The following is a 15,522-nucleotide window of genomic DNA, read 5'->3' as shown; positions in this document are numbered from 1 at the left end:
ACGTGTCAGGCACAGGCACAAGCATCGCTGCGCTCATGCTTGCGCCATACAAATGACAGCGATTTATCGGGAGAGAGGTTAAAGACCGATATTACAATTGCATGTTCTGTTACTTTTTAGGCTAATCCACTTCTATGCTGTTGGTTGGGACATCAACAGACGCGTCAACTGCGTTTGCCGATATCCCTACCGGCAATACGATCCAGGCACAAGCATCGCTGCGCTCATGCTTGCGCCATCCAAATAACAACGACTAAACCAGATTAATTCTCTCCTTTTCAAGGTGAGATCCCGTTTATCGGGAGAGAGGTTAAAGATTGCTATCTTATGTGTATACTTCTGTTATCTCTATGAATTACAGATAAAAGCATAACAAAGAAAGCCGTTGAAATATATATTTCAACGGCTTTCTTTGTTTAAGACTGGTTTACATTAATCTTCTTCGTAGAATTCAATTAAGGAAGCCATATATGGGTTAGTCCAGCCCTCTGCAATATCGTCAAATGCCTCATCAGGAATATGGAGGTGATTAACTTCAAGAGACGTTCCTTTTTTATGTTCATGTAGTTTTAGTGTAACAATGGAAGGCTCTTCCTGTTCACCGAAATACCATTGCTGTACAATCTTTTTACCTGGTTCTAAGCTGATAAACTTTCCTATGATCGCTCCGTCCCACATCGAAAATTCTCCGCCTTCTACAGGATCTATAGATGCTTCGTCGCCTGTCCATAAGCGTGCAGTAATCTCTGTTGTAAGTGCCAGATATACCTCATCCGGAGTTGCGGGTATTATAAAATATTTTTTAAAATCTTTCATATCATTATTTCTGCTACAAAGGTAATGATTTATTACTGATGTCACTTTTGTAATTATGTTCTGCACTTTTTTTGAGAATGATTAACTTTACTGCTTATATAAGATAAACAAGATGAGTAATATTCTGCCCAATTCCTTAATCCGCAAATTAGGTGCTAATCCATTGTTTGATGAGCAAGCTTTTATCGATATTCACGAGAATGGGGAAAGGCAGAGTTCAATCCGCATCAATGAAAAGAAAATAACAACAGCTCCATTCGCTCATGCAGAACCGATTCCATGGTGTGACCGTGGCTTTTATCTTGTAGAAAGGCCTTCTTTTACTTTAGACCCTTTATATCATGCTGGATGTTACTATTCTCAGGATGCTTCATCTATGTTTATTTCTCATATTATCCAACATCTTAAACTTGATGGTGAGCCACTTAAAGCATTGGATCTATGTGCTGCACCCGGAGGAAAAACCACTCTTTTAAATAGTTACCTTCATCCGCAGAGTCTTTTGGTGGCTAACGAAATTATAAAGACACGTGTGCCAATTCTGATGGAAAACATGGTTCGTTGGGGTAATTCCAATGTTGTAATAACGAATAATGATCCCAGTGCTTTTAGAAGACTGCCGGGATATTTTGATTTGGTGCTGATTGATGCCCCATGTTCCGGTTCAGGAATGTTTCGTAAAGATAGCGGAGCTATAGATGAATGGTCCGAGGCTAATGTAAAGCTTTGCAGTGAGCGCCAACAGCGAATTCTGGCTGAAGCGATGGGTTGCCTCAAAACGGATGGTATTCTTTTGTATTCAACGTGTTCCTATTCGCAGGAGGAAAATGAAGATATTGCAGATTGGTTAGTAAAGGAGTATGGACTAAAATCTATTCAGATTCCTGTTCGTGAAGAGTGGGGAATCGAAGAAACAAAATCTGATATTTCAACATGCTTTGGCTATAGATTCTACCCGCATAAAGTTAAAGGTGAAGGTTTTTTCATCACTGCATTTGTCAAAACAGCATTTCAGGAAACATTTAACAGAAAAAAGATCAAACCTGAAAAATCGGATGTCCCGAATGGAATTATAGAGCATTGGTTAAATAATGCGTCGACACATACGGCTTTTCTTCATCATGAGAATGTACATATATTTCCTAAAGACTATGAAACAGACCTGAAGATTCTGCAGAATGTACTTTACCTGAAGAATGCCGGAACAAATATTGGTAAACTGGCTGGTAAAGAGCTTATTCCGGCACATGGACTTGCATTAAGTACAGCTATTAAAGCTAATTTTCCCACTCTTGAGCTCACATTGGAGGAAGCACAGAATTACCTGCGGAAGGAGAATATTGATCCGGAGCATAATTTGAAGAATGGCTGGACATTGGTCACCTATAAAAATGTAAAATTGGGGTGGATAAAGATCCTGGCGAACAGAATCAATAATTATTATCCGAAGGAAAGTAGAATAGCTTATTTATAAGCTCAATTTGAAGGATAGGGATGCCGAATGATGATATTACAGATATCTTTGGCGACCTCCTGTTTAGTTTTTAAAGAAAACTCTTTTAAGGTTCCGTCTTTAGCAATAATCGTTACTTTATTCGTATCTGTAGAAAATCCGGCGCCTTTATCTTGCATAGAGTTGAGGACAATATAATCCAGATTCTTCTTTTGCAGCTTGCCTTTTGCATTCTCGAGCTCGTTATTTGTCTCCAGCGCAAAACCAATAAGCACTTGTTTGTCTGTTTTTCTCTTACCTAAGGTTGCCAGTATATCGGTCGTCTTTTTGAGAGGAATAGCAAAAGTATCTTCTTTCTTTTTGATCTTCTGATCTGCCACTGTTTCAGGAGTATAATCTGCTACTGCAGCACTCATGACGATAATATCAGCCGCGTCAAAATATGTATTTGCAGCCTCCAGCATTTGACTAGCAGAAATAACGGAAATCCTGTTTACATCACCTGGTGCACTTAAGTGTGTAGGTCCGGATACTAATGTGACCTGAGCGCCCAGATTTTTCAATTCTTCAGCAATTGCATATCCCATTTTTCCGCTGGAATGATTACCGATAAAACGGACAGGGTCAATAGCTTCATGGGTGGGGCCTGCCGTAACTAATGCTTTTCTGCCTGACAAGGGTTGGCTCCGTGTAAAATAGTTGCTTAGGTACGCTAAAATCTCCTCCGGCTCGGCGAGGCGGCCTTCGCCTGTCAGACCACTGGCAAGTTCTCCGTTACCCGGATGTATGATGGTATTGTTATAACTCTTTAACAATGTAATGTTGCGCTGTGTCGCCGGGTGCTTCCACATGTCCAGATCCATAGCAGGAGCAACAAAAACAGGACATTTGGCGGATAAATAAACAGCTGTAAGGAGGTTGTCACATTGTCCGTTCGCCATTTTGGCTAAAGTATTAGCCGTGGCAGGAGCGATCAGTAAAAGGTCGGCTTCCAGCCCGAGGTGAACATGATTATTCCATGAACCGGTTTTCTTGTCAAAATAATCGACCAGTACAGGTTTGTTGGAAAGAGTGGAAAGAGTGAGCGGGGTGATAAATTCGACCGCATCCGGAGTCATAATGATCTGTACGGCTGCTTTTTCTTTTACAAGGAGTCTTACGAGAGTCGCAATTTTGTATGCGGCAATACTGCCGCATACACCAATTACAATATTTTTGCCTTGTAAAGACATCAGAATAAGATTATTCTTGTTCTTTAGAAGGGTTTCTGAAGTACACTTTATCGTGAAGGAATTCATCGATAGCTACAAGAGTAGGCTTAGGCATACGCTCATAGTGCTTAGAAATCTCGATCTGTTCGCGGTTTTCGAATACTTCTTCCAGATTATCGTTGTTACTGGCAAATTCAGCAAGCTTACCGTTCAACTCTTCTTTCATGTCAACAGCAACCTGATTAGCTCTTTTGGAAATGACAACGATAGACTCGTACAGGTTATCAGTACCTTTATCCAATTGTCTCAAATCACGTGTAACCGTTGAATTTGGAAGACTGTTATTATTTGTTTGACTCATATCAAATGGGTATTACTTATTTCTTATTTATTTCTTTACTTCTTCAGTACTTTCACGTTGTTGGTTAACACCCAACTCTCTTTCTTGTTCTTCAATAGATTTTTTGATCTCGTTCCATCTTTTGATAGCTACGGCCATATTGGTTTCTGAATCCTTTCTGATATCATCTACTTCTTTACGGTGTTTGCTTTCCGGATAATCATCCACAAAATCCTGATAATAATCAATTACCTTGCTGTAACGCTCTTCCTGTCTGCGAGGCGTACTTTTTTCGGCATATCTGAATTGCGCTTTGATAATCAGATAATTGATCTCTTCAGCATACTTTGTATCCGGATATTCTTTAAGTACATTCTCCAATGCGATAACAGCGGCTTTGTAATCATCATTAAGCCCCATATCGTAATATAGCTTAGCATTTGAAAATGCTTTTTTCTCCAGTTTGTCTCTTAATTGCTGAATCAGATCTGCGGCTTCTTTTGCTTTCTCAGATTCCGGATAAAGATTGACAAACAATTGTAGCTCATCAATAGCTTTACGTGTATTTTCCTGATCCAGTGAAGACCGCGGAGAATCCAGGTAAAAACAATAAGCCGTCATAAACCTACATTCTTCAGCTTTTGCACTGTTTGGAAAAGTCTGTGCAAACTGTTTGAAATGATAACGGGCAGAAGTATAGTCTTTTAGACGGTAGTTTGTATATGCTGTATAGTAATATAAATCTTCCGCTTCGGCCTGTCCTCTGTAACGTTGCATTAAGTCGTCAAATAGGGCTAAGGCTTTCGTATATTTCTTTTTTTCGTAAAACTTGACAGCTTCCTGGTATTTTAAAGCCAAATTATTGCTGGCCCGCAACTTCTCAAACTTGCTCTTACAGCCACTAATAAATACAATGAGCAATAATCCGGCAACAACTGCCACTAAACGCCTATTTAAAAACATTTTACAAAGATAAGGGAATTTGATATAATAGTCAATTAAATTTTGATGTGCAATATAAGGGAAAGATAAGTTTTGAACAATTCTATCTTTGAATTTAACAAACTTTAACGAGAGTTACTGACGACACAGAATAAGTATATTTTGTCATACTGTTGTTGAAAAATTAAGGTAACCTTGACAAGGTACGATAGAATTCTGAATAATTCACTATATTTACAAATCATAAAGATTTAACTAATTAAAAATGACGTTACACGAGAGAGTTGAACAGGCCTTAGATACAATTAGACCTTATTTAGAGACAGATGGAGGTAATGTAAGTTTAGAGGAAATCACACCCGAGAATGTGGTGAAACTTAAATTGACAGGTGCCTGTGCATCTTGTTCGATGAGTATCATGACATTTAAAGCAGGATTAGAGCAGGCGATCAAAAAGGCAGTTCCTGAGATCACTTCGGTTGAAGCTCTGAATATTACAAGTGCGGATGATCCGAATGCAACTACTCCTTCTCCAAAGGTTGTGTAGCAAATTACTGACTTTTAACTATTAACACATTTTAACAGCCGTGTAGCGCACAAATGTGTAGTTTTGTGAGTATGGTAAAAAATCCTAAACATATTGTTTTCACGATCTTGCTTATCTGTTCTTCCTTTTTTTCCTTTGCTCAGGAAAAAAAGATTGTTCAGTTTAGCGGGATTATTCATGCAATAGGTTCTGAACTTCCAGTACCATTTGTTACAATCCGGAATGGTGATCGTCAGGATCAGGTTTTTGTTGCCAACCATGAAGGTTTTTTCTCCTTTGTAGCACATGTAGGTGATACAGTACGTTTTTCTTCAATCGGATATGACCCTACAGAATTTGTGGTTCCGAATACTTCAGAAGATAAATATACAGCGGCCATCCAAATGAAGAGTCTTGTCAAAGAACTTCCTATGGTTACACCATTTCCCTGGGCTAGTATAGAAGAATTTAATATGGCCTTTATGGCACTGCGTGTTGGAGATGACGCCATAACCACTGCACGCAGAAGTGTTTCACCAGAAGCACTGGCTGCTTTAGCCAGGATAACGCCAAGAAGTGCAGAAGAGATTCAGAATTTTAATTCTACACAAAGACATATTGGATTGACAAATAAAGCTATTAATCAAAAATATGCCAACCCTTTACTTAACCCTTTTGCATGGGGAAGTTTGATCAATGATATTTTCAAGGGTGACGATAGCCGGAAGAAGTTAAAGTATTAATTGGTTATATTTCGACATCGTATCTACAGAGAGGTTCTATAGAATTATTTAACTCTGTTTCCTTTAGCTTAGTGTCGTATTTCTGGTGGTAAACAGAAATATACCTTTGATTCCGCAAAAGACCTTATTACCTCTTAATTCTGATGTTCTACTCACTGCTTTCTGCTTTGAGATCTCCTATTGCTTTCACACTTAAAAGTGATGATAAGTACGATATAAGTACAGAAGCTAATAATACAGTTAAAAAGACCAACAGGAAGTCACTGAGCCTTATATCTACCGGGTAAGCATCAATTATACTATTATTGCCTTCACCGGTACGGATGAATCCAAAAGTATCCTGCAAAAAGCAAAAGACATATCCTATAATAATACCGCTGACACTTCCGATAAGCGCAATCAACATTCCTTCATTATAAAAGATACGTTGTATCAGGGTGTTTTCAGCTCCCAGACTTTTCAGAATAATCATATCCTGACGTTTGTCAATGACCAGCATGGTCATAGATCCGATAATATTGAATATGGCAATGATACCGATAAAAGTAAGAATAAAGAATACTGCCCATTTTTCCGTGCTGACGGTTTTATAAAGTGTTGGGTTTTGTTCTTCACGATTTAAGACTTTAAAACCTTTACCGAGCTTGTCCTGAATCTGTTTTTCGATTTCTGCAAGTTTTTCGGGTTGTCTGGTGTACATTTCTATCGCAGATACCTTATCATACTCGCCGAGTGCATCTCTGGCAAAGTCAATAGGAGTGATCACCAGATCGTCAAATCCTTGCTGATATTTGAGTACTCCTCTCGGACTGATTCCCCTTTGTATAATATCATCTGCAGGATTAACAGCGTTGGTAGATCCTTTCCTGGGAGAATTGATCAGCATTGTATTTCTCAGACCAACTATAGGTATTTGTAAATTTGCCTGCACATTTGCACCGATAATGGCGTAGCTGACATCCTCTTTGAAAATTTCAAATTCTCCTGCATAAAGCATGCTGTCAGAAGCGTGTTGATGGAGACTATTTGGTTCTATACCTTTCAGTTTGCCAATAAACTGATGATTGCCAAACTGTAAAAGGGCTTTCTCTTCAAGAACTTCACTGTAACTTTTGATATCTTTGCTTTTACGAAGCTCTTCAAAGAGCTGGTTTTTCGTAGAGAAAAGCTTGCCTTCTGCAGGTTCAATACGAAGTTCCGGGGAAAATGTACTGAACATCGAAAGAATAAGCTTTTCCATTCCATTATAAAAAGATAATACGATAACCAGTGCTGCACTACTAACCAACACACCTATAACACTAATCATCGAAATAATGTTAATAGCATTAACCGATTTTTTAGAGAACAGGTATCGTTTGGCAAAAAAGTAGGACAGATTCATAGTATGGACTTTCTTTTATGCTCTTATAAAAGGATTGGTTCTTTTCTCATCTCCAATAGTAGTTGAAGGTCCATGCCCTGGATATACGATGACATCTTCCGGTAGGGTGTAGAGCTTTTCCTGAATACTTTTTAGTAATTGGTTATGATTTCCTCCAGGTAAATCTGTTCTTCCGATACTACCTCTAAAAAGCGCATCTCCCCCTATTACGAATTTTTGGGATTCATGATAGAAGCATAAGTGTGCAGGTGAATGGCCGGGAACGAATATCAGTTTCAAAACATTGTCTCCAAAGCTGACAGTACCTTCTTCAGGTAAAAAATATTCTCCAATAGGAGAAATATCATAACGTATGCCCATTTGCGGGGCATAATTCTGTACTTCTATCAGTAATGGAAGTTCTCCTTCATGAAACTGAGGTAAAAGACCAAAGTGCTCATGTATAAATTTATTGCCTAATACATGATCAATATGACAGTGGGTATTCAGCAGTACAACAGGATTTAGTTTATGTTCTTCAATAAATGATAAGAAAAGATCTTCTTCTGCTTTCCCATACATTCCGGGATCAATGATCGCACAGAAGCCTTTATCATCATAAAGTACGTACGTGTTTTCCTGATAGGGATTGCAGACAAATTGCTTTAAATGTACCATAGTCTTCAAAAATACGATTTATTTCCAATGTATTGTTTGGATGATACGTTCAATATCCGCATTAATAAAATCTAAAACCGGTTGTATGGAATCGAGGTGCGGTTTTTCATTGAAATATAACGCTCCTCTTAAATAATGATGGATGCTGTCGGATACAAAAAACTGATCATTGGATGCTGTATTTCCCCGGATAAGGTATTGTACACCAAATATACGGCGATCCTCCTTATTGATCCTTTTTTGTTCTATTGCTGTAGCTTTCACGGTATGATTGAAAGCAAATGTTCGTGCATCTTCGCTTAACTGCTGAAAAGAGACATTCTTATTAATATCAAAATAGCTGAGGTGAAGACGCGCATTGAATTGAGGGAAATCGAGATTCAGCCAACAGGGTTTGGCATCTTTTTCCCGATCCTTATCCAATGTAGCATAGGCAGGTATTTCGAAATCGAAAGGACAACCTGTCTGCGTCATCTTATACTTTTTATCCGGAAATTCAATTCTGAAATAACCTCTTGGCTTCGGGGAATAGTCTTCATGGCAGGCTGTAAATATAGCGCTGAATAAAAAGGCAGATAACAAATATAAAACAAAATACCTCATTACACTTCGTTCCAGATAACCCAGTTTCTCTCCGCCTGAAGTAAAAGCATTTCATAGCCGTTTTTGATTTCGGCACCTTGTTCCTGTCCTTTTTTGAGAAATAAAGTGACTTCAGGATTGTATACCAGATCATAGAGTAAGTGCTCTTTTGAAATACTCTCATAAGGGATATCCGGGCAAGTATCTACATTTGGATAAGTTCCCAAGGGTGAACAGTTGATAATAAGAGTATGCTCTTTTATTATTGTATCATTGAGTTCCGTGTAAGTAAGATTGGTGTCTGTTTTTGTCCGGCTTACAAACTGATAAGGGATGTCTAATTTCTCCAGAGAGAAAACAACTGCCTGTGCAGCGCCACCGTTGCCCAGAATAAGTGCTTTGCTATGATGAGGTTTGAGTAGGGGCTTCAGTGATTCTTCAAAACCGAATGCATCTGTATTAAATCCCTTTAGATGATATCCTTCTCCATTTTTCTTGATCTGGATACAATTTACAGCATTCATTTGCTGTGCTTCCGGAGATAATTCATTCAGAAAAGGAATAATTGTTTGTTTATGAGGTATGGTGACATTTACGCCATAAAGACCATCAGTTTCCTGATAGAGATCAGGAAACTGATGGATGTCTTCTAACGGATATAAGTTATAATCAATGCCCCGGATATGTTCTTTTTCAAATTTTTCTAAATAGTACTTTTTGGAAAAGGAATGACCTAGCGGAAATCCAATGAGCCCTAATTTTTTCATGTTCGTTATAAAGCGTATTTTTTTATGATATCAACAATAATTTTGTTTCCCTGCAATTGAGGCAGGTATTCAAAAATAATATAGTGTTTCTGCGGATCTGTAGCGAGTCCTAATTCCAGAAAGTTTAACGCTTCATTATACTGACCGTTTGCAAATAAATAAGCAACCATTCGGTAGTACAGTTCTGCTGCTTCCGGATTGTTGTTGATCGCATCTGCTATAGTATCTATGGCTTCTACAAATTTGCTTTGCTCAAAGTAGATAGACGAAAAGTCTAGCCATGCTTCAACATCTGTGGGGTTGAGCTCGACTACCTTTGCATATGCCTTTTCAGCTTCATCCAACTGTTTTAACTTATAACGCGCATCTGCAATGGCAAACCAGTAATCCGGATTCTGGTCGTCTATGTCAAGTGCTTTTTTGTAAAAATGAAGCGATTCGAAATAACGTTCTTCAAAATCTAAAGTCACTCCTATACCAAACCAGGCATCACCCATATTACTATCCAGCTTTACTGCTTTTTTGTAATATTGGCGGGCTTCGTCCATCTGTTCTAATTTTTCATAACACTCTCCAATAGCACAGTATGTTTCAGCACTCGGCGGTTCATACTCGAAAGTATGTTTATATACCTCGATGGCTTCCTTGAAGCAATCCAGATTAACCAATGCATTGCCTTTGTTGAAGTAGGCTGAAGAGAAATTCTCTTTTATTAAAATGGCATAATCGTATGCATCTATAGCTTCTCTGTACTGACTTAGTTTATGATAAGCATTACCCAGATTGTACCATGCGGCATATGAATAGGGGTCATTGTCAATATACTGCAGATAAAAAGCGACGCTTTCTTCCTGTTTATCCAGTACATCATAACAGAATGCCAGTTCATATAGAGCATCCTGATTTTCCATATTCAGTTCCAAAGATTTCCGCAGGTAATATACTGCCTTCTCATAATCTCCCTGCGCCTGATATAACCCGCTTATCTGATAAAATACCTCATCTTTACTATCTGTCAGTTCGAGTGCTTTCTGTAAGTTTTGATGCGCTTCCTCAAAGTTATTCAGCGACCCGAGTATACTTCCTTTTATAAGGTAAATATCCCCTTCTGAAGGTTCCAGAAGTTCAGCTTTATCCAGTGATGCCAGTGCATTGTGAAACTGATTTGTCGCAGCAAAGAGCTGCGCTTGTTTCAAAAAGAAATTGGTTTCAAAGGGGTGCTGGTTGATTGCATAGTCGACAACCTGTAGGGCTTTTATAGGATCATTCTTATCCATATAATAGTCGATGATTCCCTCAAAAGCCTTCGTGTCAAAGAAATACTGATCTTCATTTCTGATCATTTCTTCATAGCGGTCAACCGAAAACTTCTGTTCTTCAGGAGAACCAAATTCGAATTCTTCTTCCATCGTATTCCTTTCTATTTAGAAATCATAATCCCGTTCACTAATCTTAAAAGAAAAATAAGACTTTTTGTTGAATATATGATGTATATGTTTTCCACATTTTATGGAAATAATAGTACAAAGGTACAATAAATAAAATAAATGTGTTTAAAACACAAAAGCCTTCCCGAATTTCGGGAAGGCTTTGTATGTTAAATTATTCGGATTAAGAATAATTATTTTTTGATCTCAACACGACGGTTTTGGATACGACCTTCTTCAGTTGCATTAGATGCTACTGGGTTAGCTTCTCCGTAACCGTTAGCTGTAACTTTAGCAGCAGTAACACCAGCGTTTACTAAGTATTGTTTAACTGCGTTAGCACGGTCTTTAGAAAGAGTCATGTTGTAAGCTTCAGTACCTTCTGCAGATGCATAACCATCTAAAGTTACTGATGAATTGTTATCACGCAATTCTTTAGCTAATCTGTCTAAAGTAGAGTAAGATTCAGTTTTCAATACAGAGCTATCGAATTCGAATTGGATGCTACCGTACTGACCTGTAGAAGCAGTGTAGTTGTTAACAACTGGCTCTGGGAATTTGATTGGACATCCTGAACCATCTACTACTGTTCCAGCAGGAGTGTTAGGGCATTTGTCAAATTTATCAGATACACCGTCACCGTCAGAATCTTTACCTAACTGATCAACAGTTCCTTCTAAAGTAGATACGCGTTGTTTAAGAGCCTCAACTTCGTTTTTCAATGAAGGATCTTTCAACTCATCGTACATTGTTGCAACTGGGTTAGTGAAAGTAAGGCTTTGTTTGTCTCTTGAACCTAAAGTGAATTCTAAACCACCGTATACGTTAGAGAATTTACCTTTGTAGTCAGTTCTAGCTGGACCGTATAACAAGTTATCATCAGTGAAGTTCATTGTGTAACCTAAGTTCAAGGCAACAACTTCAGATAATTTGAATTTAACACCAACACCAACTGGTACGAAAGCGCCTAATTTGTTATCTCTGTCACCAACTTTCTCTCTGTCACCAAAGATTTCTTCACCCCATTTACCTTTGTTATTGTAAACTTCAGCACCAGTGAAATCGTTATTAGCATACTGGATAGGGTTTGAAGCCATTACTCCTAAACCTACTTTAGCGTAGAAATTAACTGCATTTTCTCTTCTCAAGAAGTCGATAGTACCCAATTGGAATACACCATTTAAGCTAGCAGCCCAGTTTACATCAACTTGTGCAGATCTTGCTCCGTTTGCAGTTTCAGCAACAGGACCAGATACATCATGGTTGTAAGTTTTGATCTTACCTCTGTTACCTTCTAATTCTAAACCGAAAAGGTGAGAAAATTGTTTACGAACAGTTAGTCCGTAGTACTCACCAACTTTATTTTGGAAAAGACCTACTTTTTGACCGAATGCATTAGATCCACCTATAAGTACGTTAGGAGTAGTGATACCACCTTGTACACCGATAGACCAAGTTCTGTATTGTGATCTTCCACCAAATACTGTTGGTTGTTGCGCCTGAGCAACTTCAGCGTAACCTAGAGCGGCTACTAATGAAGCAGCGATAGCTGTTTTTTTAATTGTAGAATAGTTCATACTCTTGTTTTTAAGGTTATTAAAATTTTAATTGTTTTCTTTAACTTTATTTAACACTAACAATCTAAACAATAACTGTACCAAAAATTTAAAATGCTTTAAAAGATTTAAATCTTCATTACCTGATTACTTTCAGATTTTCAATTTAGCGTGTAAATGTACCTATTTTGAACTTTATACACAAATTTTTTAATATTGAATTCATCGAATTACAATAAAACGGACATAATTGTAGTCTTTTAACTACGATTATAAAATATAATGGATGATTGCCAGCGTGATACCACCCAATAGTGCTGAAACTGGTATAGTCAGGATCCAGGCCCAAAGAAGGCTGATCGTCACTCCCCATCTTACAGCTGAAACTCTTTTCACAATTCCTACACCTATAATAGATCCGGTAATTGTATGTGTAGTAGAAGCCGGGATTCCGAAGTGTTCGGTGATACCCAATGTCACTGCTCCGGCAGTTTCGGCACTTACGCCTTCCAGAGGAGTTACTTTGGTAATCTTGGTTCCCATTGTTTTTACGATTTTCCATCCTCCGCTCATTGTTCCGGCAGAAATGGCTGCATAACAAGTCAATGGTATCCATTCCGGCATATGGCTTGTGTTTTCAATATAACCACCTGCAACCATTGCGACTAAGATAATACCCATTACTTTCTGTGCATCATTACCTCCGTGTGCAAAACTCAATGCTGCAGAAGAGATCAGTTGTAAAAATTTAAACCATTTTTCTGCTACGCTTGGCTTACTTTTCTTGGCCAGATTGATAATGATCAGTGTGATAATGACTGATATGATCATCCCTATGACCGGAGCGAGGACAATGAATGAAATAATTTTTAATGTCGCATCGATATTGATTGCGTGGATAGGATCTCCTCCCATAATATAGGCATAAGCCATTCCCGATCCTGCAAACCCGCCTATAAGGGTGTGCGAAGAACTTGAAGGTATACCATAATACCAGGTGAATAAATTCCATCCGATAGCGGCAACAAGGCCGGCGAATATTACTTCCAGTGTAATGTATTCTTCAATAACTGTTTTGGCTACTGTATTGGCTACTTTATGGTCAGTAAAATAAAAGTAGGCTGCAAAATTGAATATTGCTGCCCAAAGTACAGCCATAAATGGTGTTAATACTTTTGTTGAAACTACTGTTGCAATTGAGTTGGCTGCATCATGGAAACCATTGATGTAGTCAAAGGCAATCGCTAAAATAATAACAACAACTAATAAGGTTGAAATCATTGTGTCATTGTTAAAACTTAAATCCTACCCGGATTTAAGCATTCTTAACTAAAATACTTTCTAATACGTTTGCGACATCCTCGCATTTATCTGTAGCATCTTCCATTGCAGACAGTACTTCTTTATATTTGATAAGCGTGATTGCATCTTTTTCATATTCAAAAAGTTCAGCTACCGCTTTATCAAAAATATAATCTGCTTTATTTTCAACACTGTTTATTCTTACACATGAATCTGTGATATTGCGGATGTTTTTCAGATCTCTTAGTTCATATATCGCTTTGGCAACGTGTTCTGTTGCTTCCAAAATCAATTCAGTGATCTCGATCATGGGCTGACTTGGCTCAAGAACTTTGTATAGTTCCATACGGTTAGATGCTCCGTGAATAAAATCGGCAACATCATCAAGCGAACTTGCTAATGCATGGATATCTTCTCTATCGAATGGTGTGATAAAGTTTTTACCCAATTCTAAATGGATTTGATGGGTAATGCTATCTCCTTTGTGCTCTAAATCCTCAATTTTTTTGGTGATCTCTTTGCGGGTTTCAAGGTTTGTTGAGTTGACATTTTCTTTCAACAATTTGGCCATCTCGATCAGATTGCTTCCTGCTTGTTCGAATAGCGGGAAAAATTTTTTGTCCTTTGGAACAAAATAACTGAAAATACTATTTAACGACATATGTTAATATATAATTTATGCAAAGATATAAAGCCAATGTTAAGTTAGTGTTAATTTTGCCCTTACTTAATATTGACTGGCATTCAATGTTAATGAGATGGATTAGTTTTTGGATTTTTCTAATGTAAATCCAAATGTTGTTCCTATTCCCTCTGTACTTCTTACATTTACATTCTGCTGGTGTGCTTCAACAATATGCTTTACAATCGCTAATCCCAGCCCTGATCCGCCTATTCCTCTGGAACGGCTTTTATCCGTTCTGTAGAAACGTTCAAATACTCTTGGCAGATTTTTTTCTTCAATACCTTGCCCGTCATCCGTTACTTCAACAAGAACTTGTTCGAATAATGGGAATATACGTATATCGGTACTTCCTCCTGTTTTGCCGTATTTAATAGAATTGTCGATCAAATTGGTTAGTACTTGTTGAATTTTCTTTCGGTCTGCTTTTACAAAAGTCACATTTTGATACTTTTGTTTGAATACAATGTCAATTTTTTGTGATCTGGCTTTATCATCCAGATTTTCTATTGTTTCCTTTATCAACTCGGAGAGGTCAAATTTTTCAATATTCAGCGAGATTCTTCCGGATTCGAGCTTTGAAATTTCGTCCAGATCATGAATCAGATAGCTGAGACGATCAAGATTTTTAGAAGCTTTATCCAGAAAGCCTTTTGCCATTTCAGGATCTTCTTCTATCAGTCCGTCCTGTAATGTTTCAATGTATCCCTGAATCGCGAATAAGGGTGTTTTGAATTCATGGGATATGTTAGAAAGAAATTCTCTGCGGAATTTTTCCTGACTGCGGAGTTTGTCTATTTCTGATTTTTTCTCTTTGGCCCAGTCTCGAACCTCGCGTTCAGCATCTGTGATGGGGTCATCACTGACGTATTCTCCCAAAGCATCTTTGAGGTCCTTACCTAATTTGAGATTGTGTATTAGCTTATAGATGGTGTTGATGCGGCGATAGATATATTTTTCAAAGAGAAAATAAAATACCACAAAACTCACAATCAGAGAAATGCCAAAAATGATGAAAGCGGCTTTAATATCGTGCTGATAATAAAAGCTGACAATAGAAATGGATAATCCCACAGCTGCGGCATTAATCAGTACTAACAGTTTAAAATTCATAAAAAAAGCTTCGAAATACTT

The 15,522-nt window shown here is 37.9% G+C and carries 16 protein-coding genes; 3 read left to right on the top strand and 13 right to left on the bottom strand.

What is annotated here, in order from left to right:
• Window positions 1-432: 432 nt before the first annotated feature.
• Window positions 433-816 (bottom strand): SRPBCC domain-containing protein, encoded by a 384-nt coding sequence (locus tag HMPREF0766_RS17815; protein WP_003000325.1) that lies wholly within the window; start codon window positions 814-816, stop codon window positions 433-435.
• Window positions 817-928: 112 nt separating this feature from the next.
• Here HMPREF0766_RS17815 and HMPREF0766_RS17810 point away from each other — a divergent pair, with 112 nt between their 5' ends.
• Window positions 929-2,290, top strand: coding sequence for a methyltransferase RsmF C-terminal domain-like protein (locus HMPREF0766_RS17810; protein ID WP_003000323.1), 1,362 nt, complete (start codon window positions 929-931; stop codon window positions 2,288-2,290).
• A gap of 2 nt (window positions 2,291-2,292) precedes the next feature.
• On the opposite strand, the gene coaBC is transcribed toward HMPREF0766_RS17810, so the two are convergent.
• From coaBC to HMPREF0766_RS17795, 3 genes are read right to left on the bottom strand one after another with little or no spacing between them, the layout of a single operon-like run.
• The gene (gene coaBC, locus HMPREF0766_RS17805; protein ID WP_003000321.1) at window positions 2,293-3,501 is read right to left on the bottom strand and encodes a bifunctional phosphopantothenoylcysteine decarboxylase/phosphopantothenate--cysteine ligase CoaBC; all 1,209 of its coding nucleotides are present in this window, start codon (window positions 3,499-3,501) and stop codon (window positions 2,293-2,295) included.
• 10 nt (window positions 3,502-3,511) lie between these two features.
• Window positions 3,512-3,841: a DNA-directed RNA polymerase subunit omega gene (locus tag HMPREF0766_RS17800; RefSeq protein WP_003000319.1), complete on the bottom strand. Its 330-nt coding sequence runs from the start codon at window positions 3,839-3,841 to the stop codon at window positions 3,512-3,514.
• Window positions 3,842-3,868: 27 nt separating this feature from the next.
• A complete protein-coding gene (locus HMPREF0766_RS17795; protein ID WP_003000317.1) occupies window positions 3,869-4,783 on the bottom strand; it encodes an outer membrane protein assembly factor BamD in 915 nt (304 codons plus the stop codon).
• A 244-nt stretch (window positions 4,784-5,027) separates the two neighbouring features.
• Between HMPREF0766_RS17795 and HMPREF0766_RS17790 the strand changes: the two genes are divergently transcribed.
• The gene (locus tag HMPREF0766_RS17790; RefSeq protein ID WP_003000316.1) at window positions 5,028-5,309 is read left to right on the top strand and encodes a NifU family protein; all 282 of its coding nucleotides are present in this window, start codon (window positions 5,028-5,030) and stop codon (window positions 5,307-5,309) included.
• 71 nt (window positions 5,310-5,380) lie between these two features.
• The gene (locus HMPREF0766_RS17785; RefSeq protein ID WP_003000314.1) at window positions 5,381-6,031 is read left to right on the top strand and encodes a hypothetical protein; all 651 of its coding nucleotides are present in this window, start codon (window positions 5,381-5,383) and stop codon (window positions 6,029-6,031) included.
• A gap of 148 nt (window positions 6,032-6,179) precedes the next feature.
• Here HMPREF0766_RS17785 and HMPREF0766_RS17780 read toward each other — a convergent pair whose 3' ends face one another.
• From HMPREF0766_RS17780 to HMPREF0766_RS17740, 9 genes are all read right to left on the bottom strand, one after another.
• Window positions 6,180-7,415: an FtsX-like permease family protein gene (locus HMPREF0766_RS17780; RefSeq protein WP_003000312.1), complete on the bottom strand. Its 1,236-nt coding sequence runs from the start codon at window positions 7,413-7,415 to the stop codon at window positions 6,180-6,182.
• 15 nt (window positions 7,416-7,430) lie between these two features.
• The gene (locus HMPREF0766_RS17775; protein ID WP_003000311.1) at window positions 7,431-8,072 is read right to left on the bottom strand and encodes an MBL fold metallo-hydrolase; all 642 of its coding nucleotides are present in this window, start codon (window positions 8,070-8,072) and stop codon (window positions 7,431-7,433) included.
• A gap of 18 nt (window positions 8,073-8,090) precedes the next feature.
• The gene (gldD, locus tag HMPREF0766_RS17770; RefSeq protein ID WP_003000308.1) at window positions 8,091-8,675 is read right to left on the bottom strand and encodes a gliding motility lipoprotein GldD; all 585 of its coding nucleotides are present in this window, start codon (window positions 8,673-8,675) and stop codon (window positions 8,091-8,093) included.
• Window positions 8,675-9,421 (bottom strand): shikimate dehydrogenase family protein, encoded by a 747-nt coding sequence (locus tag HMPREF0766_RS17765; RefSeq protein ID WP_003000305.1) that lies wholly within the window; start codon window positions 9,419-9,421, stop codon window positions 8,675-8,677. The genes gldD and HMPREF0766_RS17765 overlap by 1 nt, the downstream gene beginning before the upstream one ends.
• 5 nt (window positions 9,422-9,426) lie before the next feature.
• The gene (locus tag HMPREF0766_RS17760; protein WP_003000304.1) at window positions 9,427-10,830 is read right to left on the bottom strand and encodes a tetratricopeptide repeat protein; all 1,404 of its coding nucleotides are present in this window, start codon (window positions 10,828-10,830) and stop codon (window positions 9,427-9,429) included.
• Window positions 10,831-11,042: 212 nt separating this feature from the next.
• Window positions 11,043-12,425 (bottom strand): OmpA family protein, encoded by a 1,383-nt coding sequence (locus tag HMPREF0766_RS17755; protein ID WP_003000302.1) that lies wholly within the window; start codon window positions 12,423-12,425, stop codon window positions 11,043-11,045.
• Window positions 12,426-12,674: 249 nt separating this feature from the next.
• Window positions 12,675-13,685: an inorganic phosphate transporter gene (locus HMPREF0766_RS17750; protein WP_003000300.1), complete on the bottom strand. Its 1,011-nt coding sequence runs from the start codon at window positions 13,683-13,685 to the stop codon at window positions 12,675-12,677.
• Window positions 13,686-13,719: 34 nt separating this feature from the next.
• The gene (locus HMPREF0766_RS17745) at window positions 13,720-14,367 is read right to left on the bottom strand and encodes a DUF47 domain-containing protein (RefSeq protein WP_003000298.1); all 648 of its coding nucleotides are present in this window, start codon (window positions 14,365-14,367) and stop codon (window positions 13,720-13,722) included.
• A gap of 102 nt (window positions 14,368-14,469) precedes the next feature.
• On the bottom strand, window positions 14,470-15,501 hold the full coding sequence (locus tag HMPREF0766_RS17740; RefSeq protein WP_003000296.1) for a sensor histidine kinase: 1,032 nt from the start codon (window positions 15,499-15,501) through the stop codon (window positions 14,470-14,472).
• Window positions 15,502-15,522: the final 21 nt, after the last annotated feature.

This window comes from Sphingobacterium spiritivorum ATCC 33861 (assembly GCF_000143765.1).
In the GTDB taxonomy this organism is placed as follows: domain Bacteria; phylum Bacteroidota; class Bacteroidia; order Sphingobacteriales; family Sphingobacteriaceae; genus Sphingobacterium; species Sphingobacterium spiritivorum.
Note: the sequence above shows the minus strand (reverse complement) of the source record. Positions and strands in the feature narration are given on the sequence as shown.